This window comes from Streptomyces luteosporeus (assembly GCF_039532865.1).
GTDB classification, from domain to species: domain Bacteria; phylum Actinomycetota; class Actinomycetes; order Streptomycetales; family Streptomycetaceae; genus Streptomyces; species Streptomyces luteosporeus.
On the sequence record NZ_BAAASL010000007.1, the window covers coordinates 184,846 to 200,874 of the forward strand.

A 16,029-nucleotide genomic window follows, 5' to 3' on the forward strand; every position below is an offset into this window, starting at 1 on the left:
GCGTCACGCGTCACCCGCCGGCATGCCCCGGTTCCCGGTTCAGGGGGCCGAGCGCAGCGGGGAGCCGGATTGCATCAGGCCGGTGGGGTGGTTTCGATGGAAGTAGCTCCCGTTCCCGTGCCAGGCGTCACGCTCGGAGAAGGCTCGGAGAAGGGAAGGGCGATGACGAAGCTGATCCGGCACCCTCCGGGCAAGAAGCGGCCGGGCAATGCCCCCATGGCGAGCCTGTTCCTGCGACGGGCGGCAACCCGGGCCCGGTGGCGCGTCCTCGCCTTCTGGCACCGGCTGGCCATTCGGTGGGAGGCGCGGGAGGACGCGATACGGCCCAGGAAATGGCGCCGCTGGATCACCTACACCAATTGCATCCGTGCGCTGTGCGTGATCGCCTCGGTCCTCGTCGTCGTCTGGTTCGGCGAAGGCCTTTTCGTCATGGCCCGGGGCAGGCCGACCTGGTTCGAGGCGTGGCAGAAGGACAACGCGGGATTCACCACCGTCGTCCGTTTCGTCGGCCCGTTCCTCCTGGCCGGACTCGCCACCGCAATCTTCTTGTTCTGGTGGTACGGCTGGACGAAGCGGCGGTACCTCAGGAAGGCCCGCAGGAAACCTCACGAACTGGTCCTCACGGCAGGGCCGAACACGGCCGAAGTCGTAGGGCGGCAGGAGATCGCCCAGGTCATCGCCCAGCGCCTCCGTGATCGCACCACCCGCAGGCCGTACCTGCTGGTCGGCGGGGTGGGCACCGGGAAGACCGCGGTGCTGGTGCAGCTCACCGAGCTCCTGGCCCGGCAGGGCGCCGTCCCCGTGCCCATTCGACTCCGGGATGCCGCCGGCGGCCTGAATTTCGAGGAGATGGCCAAGCAGCGCTTCCTCGACGCGGCCCCTCAAGGGATTCTGGCCCGCACCAAGACCGAGCGGGTCTGGCAGCAGTTGCTGGCGGACGACAAACCGGTCGTCATCGCCGACGGCCTGGAGGAGGCGCTCCTGGACGAGAGCCTCCAGGAGGACCGGGACAACATCATCGCCCGGGCGATCGAGGCGGCCGACGACAAGAAGCTTCCCCTGGTCATCGCCTCACGACCGCACACCGCCCTCGAGGTGACGCCGGCCGCGATCATCGAACTGGAGCCCCTGAGCGAGGAAGCGGCCCTGGACTTCGTGCAGGCGCAGACCCCGGAAGCGGACGAGCGCCGTCTCGACTGGATCGTCGAGACAGCGGAGGTGACCGAGTCCCCCATTTACCTTCACATCGCCAGGGAACTCAGCAAGAGCGGATACCTCGGCCGAGAAGGGCCGCATACCGGTGGCCGACCGCTCGACACCCGCAGCCGCGACCGCTCCACCCTCCGGCTGTGGCTGCTGGAGAGCTGGGAGAAAGCACTGGTGGAGGGCCGGCTGCGCGACGACGTCGTCAGAGCGGAACCGGACCGCCGCGACGCGATCGAGGTGGTCTCCGCACTGGCCTGCCTGGGGCTTCTCCAGGACAAGCTGGAGGTCGGCGTCGCCGAGCTCCAGGGCGAGCACCTGCACGCCTCTCCGGCGAAGTGGGCGGGCATCGAAGCCGAGCACCTGTGGACCATGCGACGCCGCTTCGACCGGTACGGCAAACGCGGCAACGCCTTGAGCGAGTGGCACCGCAGGCAGATCTGGGACGACCTCTGCAGCCATATCAGCGGCGAGGAGAAACACCGGCTGTGCGACGGGACCATCGGGGAATGCCAGGCCGAAATCGGCCGGTGCGTGTCCAATGCGCGCGCCCTCCAATTGGTCGAGGGGTCGGAGCAGAGGGTCCGCTTCCCGCACAGCATCCTGCAGGCCTATTTCGGCTTCCGCATGCTGCGCCACCTCGGCGACAACCAGCTCCGACGACTCGTCGACAAAGCGCTGCAACCGCCCGGGCCGAGCCGCGAGTTGCTCATCTCCCTGGTACTGCTCTCCCGCCTGCGTGCAGCCGAGTCGCCGCCCGCGGAGGAGCCCCGGGTGATGGTCGTGATGAAGAAGGACCTGCGCAAACGGTACTGGGATCCCGTGTTAGTCCGGCCACTCGCACAACGGCTTTGTCAGCTCGCGGAGCAGCGCGAGGACCCCAAGGCCTTCGACCTCTATGCAGCCGCATTGGAAATCGAGAGCGTACAGACTCCACCGGAGCAGCTGAAGAGCATCGTCTCCGCGCTCAGGAGCCACTGGGACGAGATCAAGGGCGACAGCCGGACACTCGGCGACGCGAAGGTCCGGGTCGTCAGGCGCCTGGGCGCAGCCCTGCGCACCGGCCGACGGCAAGATGAACGGCACGGGAAGCCGCAGGGTCAGCACCACGCCGATGTACGTGGACCTCCTCGAATTGGGGATCGGGGACCTCTCCCATGGCATTCGCCTCGCGGTCGCGCAGGAGGTGGGCGACGGTGGCGACTCCGCCTTCGCCGTGATCCGCAAGAGGATCAACGACATCAATCTCGACCCCGTCGCAGAATATGAGAACCAGGTCGAACGGTTCAAGGAGCAGAAACGAAAAAGCCTCGACCAATGGGCGGACGCGCTGCAGCGGATCTCACAGAAGCCGAAATCCCCCGAGCGCGTCGCGGAAGAAAATGAGCTGAACAGGACGCGAACCGCTGTCATCCAGAGATACCGCGCCCAGCGGGCGGAACTGTGGCGGGAGTTCGTCATGCGCGCCTGGATGCTCCCCATGCTCCTCGGCTCCGTGAGCGACGAACGCCGCGAGGAGGCCCGCAGCCGCATGACGAAATGGCTGCGCCACCTCGATCCGCATCATCCCGGCGCCCCCGACCTGATGCTGTCCTTGGAGAACGCGATGGCCCAGGGGTTCAAGTTCGCTGCCAACCGGCGTGAACGCCACCCCTTCACGTATGCGGGTGGCCGCAAGGACCTGGTCCGGCAGGCGGAGACCATGCTCCAGCAGAGCCGGTGCTGGTACGCGCAGCTCACTCTGCTCCAAGCGCTGTGTCTGTGGCAGATTCCCGATGGCCCCGCCGTCCGCAAGCGAAGCCACCAGGACACGCACGCCCCGCCGACGACCGCGATACAGACCGTGGAGCGCTGGCTGTCGATGGCCGGCACGGCACATGCGCCGGCCGTACCTGCCGGCGGGGACGGCGCCGCGGCCCGTCAGCCACTGCACCCGTTCGTCGCCGAGACGGCCGACCTGGTGACGCTCGCCCTGGAGACCAGGAGACCGGAACGGTTCATCTGGATCGACGAGAAAGGCGTCGCCGACAACATCGGCTCGCGCAACAGCGGCCCGCAGCTGTACCGCAAGCACAACCTGTGGATCCCGCCCTCGATCGGTTGGAGCAGCCTCGACGGACGCGCACAGCGCCTCGTCGCCGACGTGCTGGTCATGATGAACCTCATCGAGCGCGACGGCCAGCCCGACGAGGTCGAGGAACGGCTGAGCCGCTCGCAGCAACCGCACATGCAGCTTCCCCCCTGCATCACCGCCGACCGCGATCCGCTGCACCCCGACCTGAAGATCACCACATCCGGCTCACCGACACCGGGCTCCTCGTGCCACCCGCACAGCTGTCCCTTCCAGTTCTGCCCCTACCCACCCCGCGGCACCGAGCTCCGCGCGGAACTGCGCGAGCCCTTCTGCCGCCAGCAGCAGGCGCTGCTGCCACATGGCCTCATGCGTCGCCTCCCAAGAGTCCGCCGGAGAAAGACCCCCAACTGGGTCGGCATGCGCGTCCCGGAACTGCACGCCTTCTGGGACGGCATGGCAGGCCGCATGCGGGGGCCTTGAGTACGTCGCCGTACCGCCTGGGGCGTACGGGCTGCCGGCGGCGGGGGCGGATACTGGTGCCCGATACCGGCACCGATCAAGGAGCACGGCAAGTGAGCAGCGACGACAGCCGCATAGGACCGCCCCGTCTCGGCAGTGAACGCGAGACGCTGCGGGCCTTCCTCGACTACCACCGGGCGACCCTCGCCATGAAGTGCGAGGGGCTCACCGACGAGGAGTTGCGGCAGCAGTCGATGCCGCCGTCCACGCTGTCGTTGCTGGGGCTGGTGCGGCACATGGCGGAGGTGGAGCGCACGTGGTTCCGCCGTGTGTTCGAGGACCACGACGTGCCCCTGGTCTGGTCCGACAAGGTCGACTTCCAGGCGGCGTACGACGCGAGCGCGTCCACCAGGGCCGAGGCGTTCGCCGCCTGGGAGGCCGAGGTGGAGAACTCGCGCCGCGTCGAGCGGGAGGCGGCCTCGCTGGACGTCACCGGGTACCAGCCGCGGTGGGGCCAGGAGGTGTCGCTGCGGATGGTAATGGTGCACGTGCTCCTGGAGTACGGCCGCCACAACGGGCACGCGGACTTCTTGCGCGAGGGCATCGACGGAACCGTCGGAGCGTGAGTCAGCTGCACTGCCAGGTGAACATCGCACGGTCGAAGCGGCGTGCGGCCAGGTCCTCGGGGCGTATGAGCCAGTAGAGGGTGCCGAGGTCGCCCCACATCATGCCGGCATCGTCGTCGCTGTCGAACTGGGCGAGCAGCACCCAGCGCAGGGCCTCCTCCTGGAGGCGCGGGTCGTCCCACGGCGGGCTGCCCAGGGCGCCGTGGGCGACCTCGGTCTCGACCTCGTCCTGGACGGGGCTCGCGTGGCCGCCGATGCGGTGCTTGCTGTCGTCGACGCGCTCGTACACGTCCTCCCGGAAATCCTCGTCCCACAGCGGGTGGTCGTCGTCCATCGGGTCGAACTCCCGGTAGACGACCGGGTGCCAGTCGTACGGTGCCGTCGACTCCACCCGCGCCGTCAGCGGCACCTCGCGGTACGGCCGTATCCCCTCCGGCGCCGCCCGCTCGGCGACGGAGACGCCCGCCGGTACGTACAGCACGCGCGCTCCCGCCCAGGTGGCCGGGTCGTCCGGCCTGACCAGGGCACGGCCGTCGTCGAGCTGCCCGTCGAAGTAGAAGAAGGCCAGCGTGCCGTCCGCCGGCAGGGGAATGTCGAGGGCGGCGCCGGGCAGCGCGGCACAGTCGACGGAGGCGATGAAGGTGAGCGGCCCGTGCCCCTCCCACACCGGCCACTCCTCCCCCTCCGGCAACTCCGGCAACCCACCGAGCCGCCCGACGACGGGATCCCCGCCGGCGGCCGCCCGCAACCCCGCGCTCGGCCGCAGCAGACCGAGCCACCGCCCGGCGACGTCGGCGGGCAGATGCTCGTGGGCCAGCGCGTGCAGCGCGTCGGCGGTGGCGTCGGCGGTGGCGCCGGTGATGGCATCGGTGGTGGCATCGGTGCTCGGTGTCATGGGGCGATGATGCACCGGGCCACTGACAACGGGCCCCCCGGTTGCACGGCTACTGCGCACGGCCGACGCTGGCTATAGGGGCACACGAGAGAAGTCCGAGCGGGGTCCTGTCATGGCGGACGGAGACTGGAAACTCGCGGGCAACGCCGCAACCAATCCTCCAGTGGATTTTCTGGGAACGGTCGACGGCGAACCCCTGGTGTTCAAGACGAACGGCAACGAAGCCGTGCGCGTCGATGCGTCCGGCAGCGTCGGCATCGGCCTGAGCGCTCCGAAGGCGAAGTTCCACGTGCAGTCGAAGGAGGGCTTCGAAAGGCCCCAGATCGCCCTCACTCAGCCGACACCTCAGGAATATGCGCGGATTCGTCTGCAGTCCACCGGCCGGGACGCGGACGGCGCCATCGTTCCCTATGCCTTGTGGGACATCGCGGCCGGCGTGGGCAAACTCAACGTCTTCGTTCTTGGGGCCGGGAACGTCATGACGTTCACCCAGCAGGGAAACGTCGGCGTGGGGACGGACAGGCCCGGGGCGAAACTGGACGTCAACGGAACCGCACGGGTGAACGTACTGGAAGTCACCGGCGGGGCCGATCTGGCGGAGGCCTTCTCCCTGGCCGATGACGAGGACGTCGAAGCAGTGGACCCCGGGACCGTCATGGTCATCGACGACCGGCGGCCGGGGATGATCAGGGCGAGCGAAACGCCCTGCGACCGCAAAGTGGCCGGCGTCCTGAGCGGGGCCGGTGAGCTCGCATCCGGAGTCACCTTCGGGGCGACGTGGCCCGGGACGGGGACGGGGCATCGGCTCGCCCTGACGGGACGCGTCCATTGCAAGGCGGAGGCCGACTCCCACCCGATCGAGCCCGGGGATCTCCTCGTCACGTCCGCGGTGCGCGGTCACGCGATGCGCGCCGAGCAGGGCGCCGACTGCCACGGGGCCGTGCTGGGCAAGGCGATGAGCGGCCTGGGCGGCGGTACGGGGCTCGTCCTCGCTCTCGTCAACCTCCTGTGAGGAGGCGGGCCATGCGGCTTCGCGGGATCACCGAGCTGGTGTTCAAGGGCACGCACAACTCCTATGCCTGCCTCTCGGCCGGCATCCACGACGTCCCGCTGATGGGACATTCTCCACGGCAACAGATCGACGACTTCGGCGTCTGGTCCGTGGAGCTCGACTTCGCTGTGAAGACCGTCGATGGTGTTCCCCGGGCCATCGTGGGACACGACGACGATGACGACCCTCTGTGCTGGGGACGCTTCCTTCGCGACTACGTCCAGGACATTCACACTGCGCGCTCGCGCCCGTACCGGCCCGTCTTCTTCATTTTCGAGGTGAAGGGATGGGGAGAAACAAGCGAACAGGCTGCGCTGGACATCGCCATGGAGGACCTCCGCGCGGTGTTCGGCGCGAACAACACCGTCGACTTGTCGGACGAGGCCCGCGGCGCTTCACTGTCCGCCGTGCCCGAGCTCGCCGGGAAGGCCGTCTTCGTTCACACAAGAAGGTTCAATCGCGGATACGACGACCATTGCACCGACCGTGCAGCCGTCAACCAGGCCATCGCCGTGGGAACGGGCCTTGAGGGCGGGTGCCCGGCCATTCCTGGTTTTTCCGCGCCCGGCTGCCGGATCATCGGAATCGACCAGTACCAGGCCGACTGGACGTTCGAGTACGGCGTCCCGGCCAACCCCCTGATCGTGGACGGCGCAGCACAGCCGCCCTGGACGGTGACGGATTCCGTGCAGGGACCTCTTGAGGACCACTGGAGTTGTCCCAACGGCGATTCCTGGAACGGCCAAGTGGTCCATGAACAGGGAACGTGGCGGTTCCCCTACCGGACCGTCCGGGCCACGGTCACCAGAGCACAGGGAACCACGCCGAACGGAGTCCGCGACCCCTTGCGAGCCGGCTGGGGATGGACGGTTCTCATCGTCCCCGGGCGCTACCGGGAGACCGTGACCGTCGACATCCCGCTCCGCCTTGAGAAGAAACCGGGAGAGGCGGGAACGGTCCTGATCGGATAGCCGGAGGCAGCCATGCGTCTGACCAATCTCACCGACGAGTCGGCCGCCTACGTCCGCGCCCGCGAGGAGCTGCGGCAGGCCGAGATCGAGCTGATGCGGCACCGCGAACGCGTCGCCGCGCTGCGGCGCGGGCTGCCGGGCGGGCCCGTCGTCGAGGACTACGTCTTCGAGGAGGGGCCCGCGGACCTGTCGGCCGGGGACGCGCCGGTCAGGAGCGTGCGGTTGAGCGAGTTGTTCAGCGGGCCCGGGCGGGACCTGGTGGTCTACCACCTGATGTACGGCAAGCGGCAGACCGAGGCGTGCCCCATGTGCACGATGTGGATCGACGGGTTCAACGGGGTGGCCCACCACATCACCCAGAACGCCGACTTCGCGGTCGTCGCCGCGGCCGGCCTGCCGGCCCTGCGGGCGCACGCCCGCACGCGCGGCTGGGCGAACCTGCGCCTGCTCAGCGCCGCGAACAGCACCTTCAAGTACGACCTCGGCAGCGAGGACGCCGAGGGCAACCAGGACTCGACCGTCTCGGTGTTCACGCGCGACGACGACGGGGCGGTGCGGCACTTCTATTCGGCGCACCCGCGGATGGCCGAGGACATCGACCAGCGGGGCATCGACCTGCTCAGCCCCGTCTGGCACGTCCTGGACCTCACGCCCCGCGGCCGGGGCGACTGGTTCGCCGCGCTCGACTACGGCGGCGGGGCGGGGGCCTAGGGCTCGTACCAGAGGCTCGCCATCGGCGAGTGGGTGGTCCAGCCGAGCGACGTGTAGAGCTGCCGGCCCTCGGGCGTGCCGACCAGGACGCCGGTCCGGGCTCCGGCCTCGTACGCGGCGTTCTGCAGCGTACGCATCACGAGGCTGCCCAGGCCCCGGCGGCGGTGGTCGGGGGAGGTCTCTATCTGGTCGGCGACGGCGGTGGGGCCCGAACCCCGGGCGATCTGGCCACGGGCGGCGAAGTGGCCGTCGGTGGTGCGGACGAGGACGCGGACGACGTCGCCGCGGGTCCAGGTGGTCACCGTGTACCCCGCGGGCACGGCGGGCCGTTCGGCCTGCAGCGGGCAGGTCATCAGGAAGCCGGGCTGGTCGAACCGCCACCCCGGCCCGACCCACGGCCGGATCGCGTCGTCCTCGGCGAACAGCTTCAGCCAGGTCCAGGGCGCGCTGGTGCCGTCCGCGAGCTTACGGACCGTCATCTCATTCGGCTCCGGCACGACATGACGCCAGACGTGCCGGGTCTGCCCGACATCGATGCTCCAGCCCCAGGGCTCTTCGACTGGGTCCGCCGCGCCCCGTGAGACGACCCAGCCGTCGATCCACGCCTGCACGAGCTCGCCGATTCCTGTGTCCGCCATGCCCAACCCCCGAGATGTAATAAGCACTCGCTGCTGCCACACCTTACCCTTCGGGTCGCAGGGCTGCCAGGTACGCATCAAGCGCGGCGAGGGGCTCGCGTCCGAGGAGCGTGCGCAGGGCGTTGTCCGTGACGCCGGACCCGTCGAGGAAGCCGCCGGCGATCGCCGAGTACGTGCCGACCAGCATCGGCACCTGGTAGGGCAGCGCCTCGCCGGCCGCGGTGATCGCCTCACGGGTCGCCGCCAGCGCGCCGGGCCGGTAGGACGCACCGGTGGCGGCGGCCAGGTCCGCGCCGCCCAACGGGTGTTCGCCCACGAGCTCGTACACCTTCCCCGCGTGGGCGGCGGGCGCCGCGGCGACCGCGGCCGCCACCGCCGCGAGGTCCGCGCGGGCCACGGCGGCCAGACGGCCCTCGCCGAGGGGTGCGGTGATCACGCCGTCCGGTCCGGGGCGGCGATGCCCGCGAGGAACTCGGCGTAGAGCCCGTTGCGCAGGATCGTCCAGTCCAGGCGGCTGCCCTGCAAGCGGCGTTCGGTCCACCGGTGGGCCAGCGCGTACGGCAGGTGGTCACCGTCGCCGCTGAGGCTGGTGTAGACGACGTGCCGCACACCCGCCTGCTCGGCCGCGCCGATCGCCGCATCGTGGCGAGCGATGACGACGTCGTCCTCCCCGTATCCGGCGGATATGAGCACCAGGGTGTCGATGCCGGTGAAGTCGAGCGAGGACGGGTCGTCGAAGTCGACGCGCCGCTCGGCGGCGGAGCGGGGGGTGCGGGTGCCGAGCACGACGCCGTCGTGCACGGCCGGTTCACCGGCCAGTTCCCCGGCCACGAGCCGGCCCAGCGCGCCGCCCGCACCACTGACAAGAATCATGAATGTGCCTCCTGAGCTGTGTGTTTCCATCATCTGGAGTGGATGTGGATCACGTAAGGAGGCACATTGATGTCAGCAGGGCACACCGGGGTAACCGCCCCCGCCCCGGACGAACCCGTGATCATCTGCCACACGCCGCAGGACGAGTGCGGGGTGCGGGACGTGCTGGACCGGCTGGGCGACAAGTGGTCCGTCTACGTGATCGTCGAACTCGCCTCGGGGATACGGCGCTTCAAGGAGCTCCAGCGCGCCATCCCCGGCAACATCTCGCAGCGCATGCTCACCCTCACCGTGCGGCGCCTGGAGCGGGACGGGCTGGTGAGCCGAACCGTCCACCCCACCGTCCCACCGCAGGTCGAGTACGAGCTGACGGAGCTGGGGCACAGCCTCACCCACCTGGTGAAGGCCCTGGCGGACTGGTCGATCGCCCACCGCCCCGCCATCGCCGCCGCGCGCGGCCTGGGACGCCGCCGAGGACCGCTGACACCTATGGCAAAGCGGAAAAGGCCCCTCGTCCATCGTGGACGAGGGGCCTCGACAGCTGCGGTGCAGCTGTTGTCTGGGTGGGCGCACACGAGTTCGAATCACTGACATCTGCTTTGTAAGTTCGATTCGAGTCCGCTCGGATCTCTCCCGCCGGTTGGTGGGACGGCCAGGCAGAGACGCTGGTGTGCGCCCTCGCCCGTCATGGTTGATGTCATCCGTCGATGTCGGAAGCCTTCTGGTCCCTAGCTGTGCGGAGGTTGGTCAGTGGCCCGGAGCGCTGGTCAGCCTCGCTTGCCACGTGGGTGGCCCTGGAGCGGGCGTCCTCTGCCATTCCTCGTGTGCCGTTGCCTCAGGCTCGCTACCATCCGGGCGAGATCGAGAAGGGGGAGGGTGATGACGACGTTCAATGTGCGTCCGGACATCGACGCGGCCGCGTCAAAACTGTCGAGCACCGTCGGGGCGAAGCGAGAGATCCAGCGGCTTCCCGAGGTGTTGTGGGAGGACGAGACCGTAGAGATGCTCGCCACGGGTATCTACGGGAAAGGCAACGGTCTGTTGGCAATGACGAACCAGCGCCTGGTGTTCTTCTTTCATGGGCTGCTCGGACAGCAGGTGGAAGATTTTCCGTACAGCCGGATCAGCTCCGTGCAATGGTCGGGCGGCATGCTGATGGGGACGCTCACGGTGTTTGCGTCGGGCAACAAGGCGGAAATCAAGCAGGTCCCGAAGGACCAAGGGAAAGCACTTTCGGATCATCTGCGCATGCGGATCGCCAATGGAGGTGCACTGAGCACCCCGGCCCCCGCGGTGTCGGCGCCCATGCCTGCTCTCGCCAGCGACATCGCATCACGTCTGGCAACGTTGGACCAACTGCGCGCGGCCGGTGCGATCACGGATGAGGAGTACCGGGATCGGCGGACAAAGATCCTCGACAGCCTCTAGGCCGACCAGCGAATGTGGACCTAGCGCTCGACGAGCCTAGCCCACCGGGAAGCCCCTTACCAACGGACGGCCAGCAGGTAAGGGGCTTGGCCAGTAGGAGTTACTTCCTCTTGCCCTGGGTCTTCCCGGGGATCTTGGCGAGCTGGGTTTTCGATGGTCAGGGGCGGTGGGCTCGTATGCCTGGTGGTTGTTGTCGGTCGTCACTGGCCACTGCCGAGCGGCCTCGGACGGCCCAGAGACGGCCCGGCGCTGACACCCACTGGCTTTTCATGAGCAACCCGTTGTCAGTGGCTGCGGCTAGGGTCACGGGTGGGCGGTGACCCGAGAAGAGGAAGAAGTGAAGGGTCGGGTCTCTGGCCTGCGGCCGAATAGTCGATCAACGCTGCGATCTGCGACTTAGCTGTCAGTGGTTGTCAGCGTTGGTCGTCGTTGAGTGGCCTTTGACGGCCCAGAGGCGGCCCGGCACGTGCTTCGGTGGTCGCGGGTGCTGCCCTACGGGGACCGATCCTGGGATCGCTATGGCGGTCGTGTGTCTCAGATAGCATCGATGTTCCGACCACTTGGTGTGCCCAGCTTCGGAAGTGCGCCGTTTCAGGCGTGCACGAGCATCCTTTGTTCTCAAGTGGACCTACCTGCGGGCCTCTTTGGCCTGCGCGGAGGCCGCTCGATGACAATCTGGGCTTACCTGATCACGGCTCTCAAGCTCCGATTCACCCCGCTGGTGCGTGAGGTCAGCCGTTGGGACCTCGGCCGGAGGGCCCTGGCGAAGTGCAAGACGGATGACGTTCCGGCCGTAGTTAGAGCCCTTGGGCTCGACAAAGATCGTGGTTGATGAAGCGCCTTAGCTCGGTATGGCTCGCTGAGTAGCCACGAGGTCGGCGTAGCGACTTTGGCCAGGAGCTGCTTTGGCGCGAGTGATCACGGCCCCGTAAGCTTCCGGCGCGTCGGGCAGTCTGTTGACCTGCCCGTTAAAGCACGACGTTGGGGCCGTGATCTTCGAGGCTCGCGCCAAAGTGGCTGGCTAAAGTCGCGGAGCCGACCGCCCCAGCCACGACGTGTTCTGACCTCATGCCCGTGTGCCTGCCTCTTGGGCGGGAGCGGGCGGCCGGCGGCGCCGAGCGGGGCGGAAACATGAGCGCGGGCGCCGCCAGCCGCCCGCGCCCGCCCGGAGGAGCGAAGCGACGACGGGTGCTTGATGGAGTGTAGAGAAACTTTGACCGCGCGGGCCATCTTGTGGTCATGTGCCGTGGCTGCTCCCATATGAGGGGGGATGGGCAGACGCCGGGGGGCTGGCTTGAGCGATCTCAAGATCAGGGAGCGGTCTGGTTCGGGCAGAGATCGGCTGTATGTAGAAACCTTCGACGGCATGGTCATCGCATGGCTCGACCGCGCGACTGGCGACTTGAGGGTCCTACGTGAGGAGCACAGGGCCGCCGTGCTGGAGCTGCTCGCTCCCTACCTGCCGCAACCGAATGGGCATCGCGCAACGTCACCGCGTCAGAAGCAGCGATCATTGGCGCCCCTCACGCCAGCCGATGACCTCGCTAGCAACCGCCCGGGGGCGGCCCTCAAGGCGAAGCTCGACACCGAAGGGCCCGGCCGCATTGACCAACTGGTCACCTGGCTGTTGCGTCGCGAGTCGGAGTGGAGTTCCTGGCGGCTGGGCCTGGTTGGCGAGCGCCGAGTGGGGCGTGAGCTTGATCGCTTATCCAGTCACGGGTGGCATGTACTGCATTCGATCCTGTTGCCCAACTCGGTGGACATAGATCACCTCCTGATAGGCCCTGGCGGAGTTTTCAACATCAACAGCAAGCACTTCCCGGGATCGAACGTCTGGGTGGGCAACGACTCCGTGAAGATCAACCACGGGCCACCTCATCCATACACGCGGAAGGTCCGTGCTGAAGCCCAACGAGTTCAGCGGGTCCTGGCGCGGTACAGCCACAAGTCCGTACAGGTCCAACCGGCCTTGGTGTTCGTCGGGGTTGCGAGGCTGGAGACCGCACCGACTCTCGGTGATGTGAGGGTCTGGAGGGAGAAGGACGTGGTGAGCCTTGCTCCGGTGACGGGACAGCTCACACCAGAAGAAATCGAGACCCTGTACACGATCGCCCGTCATCGGAGCGCTTGGGCAGATGCCTGACGACGGGCATGAACTCGGCTCTACCGTCAGGTGAGCTGTCGTTCGTCATGACTGCGTACATCCTGCGGTCCTTCCATCGGCTGACGGCCAAGGCCGGACTCCCCCGGATCCGCATCCACGACGCCCGGCACGGCGCCGCCACGCTGCTCGCGGTCGGTAACGTCCACCCTCGGATGGCCATGGAGATCCTCGGGCACAGCAAGATCAGCGTCACCATGGACGTCTACACCCACGTCCCCGACGAACTGAAGCGCGAGGCGATCGCGCACCTGGACCGGATGCTCGGTCGTCGCCGTTGATGTCATCCGTGGATGTCGAAGGCCCCCAACCCTGATCGGCTGGGGGCCTTCGCGCTGGTGGGCGCAGACGGGTTCGAACCGCCGACATCTGCTTTGTAAGAGCAGCGCTCTACCGCTGAGCTATGCGCCCTGGCATGAGTGGACAGCCTACCTTGCCCCACCCCGGTCCCCGCAAACCACACATCGGGGGGCATCCGCCGTGCGGCAACGGGGACGTCGGGGTGCGCGACCTGGGGCGAGCCCGTCGTCGCGAGCCGGGCTGCGACAATGGCTCTCCCGGACCTGGGGCGATCCAACGGGAGAGGCAGAGGGCACGTGAGAGGGACCGTCGCACGTACTGCACGCACTGCACGTACCGCGCTGGCCGCCGCCGTCCGGGAGACCGCCGTGATGGTCCTGCTGCCGTTGCCCCTGATCGCCCTCGCCGCCGCCTTCGCCGGCGGCGGCACCCGCCGCTGGGGCTGGGGCCGGGGCGAGAACAACCGGGCGCAGGCGCAGGAGGCGAAGGACGCGGCCGCGGCGGCCTTCTACGAGCTGGACACCGCCCAGCGCGACCTGCGGATCTCCATCGAGACGATCACGGCCGCCGACTCCTCGCCCGCCGCCCGCAAGGCGGCCGCCGACTTCGAGGCGTTCGGCCGGCGCATAGACGAGGTCTCCGCCGCGTACATCACGGCCGTCGACGCCCACGACCTGGACCGCGACGACCTGGAGCCCTCCACCGCCGCGCGCGCCCGCACCGAGCTGACCCGGGCCAGGGACGAGCTGGTGTGCGCCAAGGCCGACCTGGACCGCTTCGCGCAGTCCCTCGGCCCGCTGCTGACCCGCGCCGAGAACGAGCTGGCGCAGCTCGCGCCCGCCGTCGAGCGGGCCCGGCAGCAGCTGCGGGCCGCGACCGGCGCCCTGGACGGCGCGCGGGAGGCGGGCCTGCGGGCCGACGACCTCGCCGCCCGGCTGGCCGCGCTGGCCCCCGAGCTGACCAGGCTCAACGAGGGCGCCGGCCGGCACGGCGTCCGCGAGACCCTGCAGCGCGCCGAACGCGTGCAGCGGGAGGCGGAGGCGGTCCGCGAGGAGGCCGAGCGGCTGCCGCAGAAGGCCGCGGAGATCGACAAGCGGCTGGTCTCCCTGCGCACCCGCGCCCAGGCGCTGACCACGCGCGCGGCCGGCGTGGCCCCCGTGCTCAGCGAGCTGCGCCGCCGTTACAGCGCCGCCTGCTGGCAGGACCTGCAGCAGGTGCCGGACGAGGCCGAACGGGCCGTCTCCCAGGCCGAGGAGAAGCTGGCGCAGGCCCGGTCGGCCCGGGACGATCAGCGCTGGGCCGACGCCACGGCGCTGCTGGCGACCGTACGGGCCCTGCTGAACGCCACCGACGAGGGCGTCTCGGCGGCCGGGGAGCGGCTGCGCCGGCTGGACGAGGTGTCCTTCGACCACACGGGGGAGGTCGAGCGCACGCGCTTCGCCCTGCGCGACGCCCAGCGCCTGGCGATGGCCGGGCGCAGCACGCCCGACCCCCGGCACGCGCGCCCGCTGGACGAGGCGGTGGCCCGGCTGGAGCGGGCGGTCGAGGGGCTGCAGGGCCGGCACCCGGACTGGTGGCACTTCCTGACCGAGACGGAGGCGGTACGGCGGACGGCCGCCCGCGTGGTGCAGGAGATCCGGGACGAGCGCGGGGCCGGGCGGGGCTGACTTATCCTGCCGCCATGCCTCGTTACGAATACCGCTGCAAGGCCTGTGGTGACACCTTCGAGCTGAACCGGCCGATGGCCGAGTCCTCGGCGCCCGCCACCTGCCCGGACGGGCACACCGACACCGTGAAGCTGCTGTCGACGGTCGCCGTCACCGGCACCTCGTCCACTTCCTCCGCCTCGTCCTCCGCCCCCGCCGCACCCCGCGCGGGCGGCGGCGGTTGCTGCGGGGGCGGCTGCTGCGGCTGAGCCGTACGGGGACCTCAGACCTTACGGGCGAGCGTGAGACCGTCCGCGACCGTGAGCATCACCGACTCCATCCGCCGGTCGGCGGCGACGTGCGCGTTGAACACGCGCATCGCCGCCCCCGGCCCGTCCGTCACCGTGGGGTCGGCCGCCTGGCCGGCGAAGAGCACGTTGTCGGCGACGATCAGCCCGCCCGGGCGCAGCCGGGGCACGATCTCCTCCCAGTAGTCGACGTAGCCGTCCTTGTTCGCGTCGAGGAAGGCCAGGTCGATGTGCGGCTCGGCGGGCAGGGCGCGCAGGGAGTCGAGGGCGGGCGCGATGCGCAGCTCGATGCGGTCCGCCACCCCGGCCTTGGCCCACGCCTCGCGGGCGTGCGCCGTCCACTCCTGCGAGACGTCCAGCGTCAGCAGGCTGCCGCCGGGCGGCAGCGCCTGCGCCATGGCCAGCGCGGACAGGCCGGTGAAGGTGCCGACCTCCACGACGCGCCGGGCGCCGGTGAGCCGGACGAGGAAGGCCAGCAGGGGCGCCTGCTCCCGGGCCACCTGCTTGATCGCGTCACCGGGGAAGAGCGCGTGCGTGGACTCCACGAGGGCGCTCTGCACGGGGTCCAGCGGCGGATTGTGGGCGAGCACGTAGTCGTACAGCTCGGGCGTGAGCGGCGGGCTCTTGATCTCGGTCATGCGATCTCCTCGTCGAACGACTGGACGAGCACAACAACGCTGATGCG

The 16,029-nt window shown here is 69.2% G+C and carries 15 protein-coding genes, 1 tRNA gene and 1 pseudogene; 11 read left to right on the plus strand and 6 right to left on the minus strand.

What is annotated here, in order from left to right; all coding sequences use genetic code 11:
• The first annotated feature begins 162 nt into the window (after positions 1-162).
• Positions 163-2,472, plus strand: a complete 2,310-nt coding sequence (locus ABD361_RS11090) for an ATP-binding protein (protein ID WP_344434796.1) — start codon at positions 163-165, stop codon at positions 2,470-2,472.
• A gap of 1,377 nt (positions 2,473-3,849) precedes the next feature.
• Positions 3,850-4,362 (plus strand): DinB family protein, encoded by a 513-nt coding sequence (locus tag ABD361_RS11095; RefSeq protein ID WP_344434797.1) that lies wholly within the window; start codon positions 3,850-3,852, stop codon positions 4,360-4,362.
• A 1-nt stretch (position 4,363) separates the two neighbouring features.
• Here ABD361_RS11095 and ABD361_RS11100 read toward each other — a convergent pair whose 3' ends face one another.
• Positions 4,364-5,257 carry a YwqG family protein gene (locus ABD361_RS11100; RefSeq protein WP_344434798.1) on the minus strand — a complete coding sequence of 298 codons (894 nt, stop codon included), beginning with the start codon at positions 5,255-5,257 and terminating at the stop codon, positions 4,364-4,366.
• A 112-nt stretch (positions 5,258-5,369) separates the two neighbouring features.
• On the opposite strand from ABD361_RS11100, the gene ABD361_RS11105 reads away from it, so the two are divergent.
• The 3 genes from ABD361_RS11105 to ABD361_RS11115 are packed head-to-tail and all read left to right on the plus strand — an operon-like array spanning position 5,370 to position 7,990.
• On the plus strand, positions 5,370-6,269 hold the full coding sequence (locus ABD361_RS11105; RefSeq protein WP_344434799.1) for a hypothetical protein: 900 nt from the start codon (positions 5,370-5,372) through the stop codon (positions 6,267-6,269).
• Between the two features lie 11 nt (positions 6,270-6,280).
• Positions 6,281-7,279, plus strand: a complete 999-nt coding sequence (locus ABD361_RS11110) for a PI-PLC domain-containing protein (RefSeq protein WP_344434800.1) — start codon at positions 6,281-6,283, stop codon at positions 7,277-7,279.
• Between the two features lie 12 nt (positions 7,280-7,291).
• Positions 7,292-7,990, plus strand: coding sequence for a DUF899 family protein (locus tag ABD361_RS11115; RefSeq protein WP_344434801.1), 699 nt, complete (start codon positions 7,292-7,294; stop codon positions 7,988-7,990).
• Here the strand turns inward: ABD361_RS11115 and ABD361_RS11120 are convergent.
• The 3 genes from ABD361_RS11120 to ABD361_RS11130 are packed head-to-tail and all read right to left on the minus strand — an operon-like array spanning position 7,987 to position 9,501.
• Positions 7,987-8,628 (minus strand): GNAT family N-acetyltransferase, encoded by a 642-nt coding sequence (locus ABD361_RS11120; protein WP_344434802.1) that lies wholly within the window; start codon positions 8,626-8,628, stop codon positions 7,987-7,989. The genes ABD361_RS11115 and ABD361_RS11120 overlap by 4 nt on opposite strands.
• Positions 8,629-8,671: 43 nt before the next feature.
• Entirely contained in the window at positions 8,672-9,064 is a 393-nt protein-coding gene (locus ABD361_RS11125) for a hypothetical protein (RefSeq protein ID WP_344434803.1), read from the minus strand.
• A complete protein-coding gene (locus ABD361_RS11130) occupies positions 9,061-9,501 on the minus strand; it encodes an NAD(P)H-binding protein (protein WP_344434805.1) in 441 nt (146 codons plus the stop codon). Before ABD361_RS11130 ends, ABD361_RS11125 begins: the two co-directional genes overlap by 4 nt.
• Before the next feature lie 69 nt (positions 9,502-9,570).
• Here ABD361_RS11130 and ABD361_RS11135 point away from each other — a divergent pair, with 69 nt between their 5' ends.
• From ABD361_RS11135 to ABD361_RS11150, 4 genes and pseudogenes are all read left to right on the plus strand, one after another.
• Positions 9,571-10,092: a winged helix-turn-helix transcriptional regulator gene (locus ABD361_RS11135; protein WP_344434806.1), complete on the plus strand. Its 522-nt coding sequence runs from the start codon at positions 9,571-9,573 to the stop codon at positions 10,090-10,092.
• A gap of 288 nt (positions 10,093-10,380) precedes the next feature.
• Positions 10,381-10,929: a PH domain-containing protein gene (locus ABD361_RS11140; RefSeq protein ID WP_344434807.1), complete on the plus strand. Its 549-nt coding sequence runs from the start codon at positions 10,381-10,383 to the stop codon at positions 10,927-10,929.
• Positions 10,930-12,223: 1,294 nt separating this feature from the next.
• Complete coding sequence (locus ABD361_RS11145) at positions 12,224-13,072, plus strand: nuclease-related domain-containing protein (RefSeq protein WP_344434808.1); 849 nt, start codon at positions 12,224-12,226, stop codon at positions 13,070-13,072.
• 59 nt (positions 13,073-13,131) lie between these two features.
• Positions 13,132-13,371: pseudogene (locus tag ABD361_RS11150) on the plus strand (tyrosine-type recombinase/integrase); the annotation flags it as partial.
• Positions 13,372-13,426: 55 nt separating this feature from the next.
• Here ABD361_RS11150 and ABD361_RS11155 read toward each other — a convergent pair.
• Positions 13,427-13,501, minus strand: a tRNA-Val gene (locus ABD361_RS11155).
• A 260-nt stretch (positions 13,502-13,761) separates the two neighbouring features.
• Here ABD361_RS11155 and ABD361_RS11160 point away from each other — a divergent pair.
• The gene (locus tag ABD361_RS11160; RefSeq protein WP_344434967.1) at positions 13,762-15,057 is read left to right on the plus strand and encodes a hypothetical protein; all 1,296 of its coding nucleotides are present in this window, start codon (positions 13,762-13,764) and stop codon (positions 15,055-15,057) included.
• Positions 15,058-15,071: 14 nt separating this feature from the next.
• On the plus strand, positions 15,072-15,305 hold the full coding sequence (locus tag ABD361_RS11165; RefSeq protein ID WP_344434812.1) for an FmdB family zinc ribbon protein: 234 nt from the start codon (positions 15,072-15,074) through the stop codon (positions 15,303-15,305).
• Between the two features lie 14 nt (positions 15,306-15,319).
• On the opposite strand, the gene ABD361_RS11170 is transcribed toward ABD361_RS11165, so the two are convergent.
• Entirely contained in the window at positions 15,320-15,982 is a 663-nt protein-coding gene (locus tag ABD361_RS11170; protein ID WP_344434813.1) for an O-methyltransferase, read from the minus strand.
• Positions 15,983-16,029 lie beyond the last annotated feature (47 nt).

Excerpts from the sequence above, each read along its gene's own strand:
- ABD361_RS11090 (WP_344434796.1), top strand. The coding sequence starts at position 163 with ATGACGAAGCTGATCCGGCACCCTCCGGGCAAGAAGCGGCCGGGCAAT.
- ABD361_RS11100 (WP_344434798.1), bottom strand. The coding sequence starts at position 5,257 with ATGACACCGAGCACCGATGCCACCACCGATGCCATCACCGGCGCCACC.
- ABD361_RS11105 (WP_344434799.1), top strand. The coding sequence starts at position 5,370 with ATGGCGGACGGAGACTGGAAACTCGCGGGCAACGCCGCAACCAATCCT.
- ABD361_RS11110 (WP_344434800.1), top strand. The coding sequence starts at position 6,281 with ATGCGGCTTCGCGGGATCACCGAGCTGGTGTTCAAGGGCACGCACAAC.
- ABD361_RS11115 (WP_344434801.1), top strand. The coding sequence starts at position 7,292 with ATGCGTCTGACCAATCTCACCGACGAGTCGGCCGCCTACGTCCGCGCC.
- ABD361_RS11120 (WP_344434802.1), bottom strand. The coding sequence starts at position 8,628 with ATGGCGGACACAGGAATCGGCGAGCTCGTGCAGGCGTGGATCGACGGC.
- ABD361_RS11130 (WP_344434805.1), bottom strand. The coding sequence starts at position 9,501 with ATGATTCTTGTCAGTGGTGCGGGCGGCGCGCTGGGCCGGCTCGTGGCC.
- ABD361_RS11135 (WP_344434806.1), top strand. The coding sequence starts at position 9,571 with ATGTCAGCAGGGCACACCGGGGTAACCGCCCCCGCCCCGGACGAACCC.
- ABD361_RS11140 (WP_344434807.1), top strand. The coding sequence starts at position 10,381 with ATGACGACGTTCAATGTGCGTCCGGACATCGACGCGGCCGCGTCAAAA.
- ABD361_RS11160 (WP_344434967.1), top strand. The coding sequence starts at position 13,762 with ATGGTCCTGCTGCCGTTGCCCCTGATCGCCCTCGCCGCCGCCTTCGCC.
- ABD361_RS11165 (WP_344434812.1), top strand. The coding sequence starts at position 15,072 with ATGCCTCGTTACGAATACCGCTGCAAGGCCTGTGGTGACACCTTCGAG.
- ABD361_RS11170 (WP_344434813.1), bottom strand. The coding sequence starts at position 15,982 with ATGACCGAGATCAAGAGCCCGCCGCTCACGCCCGAGCTGTACGACTAC.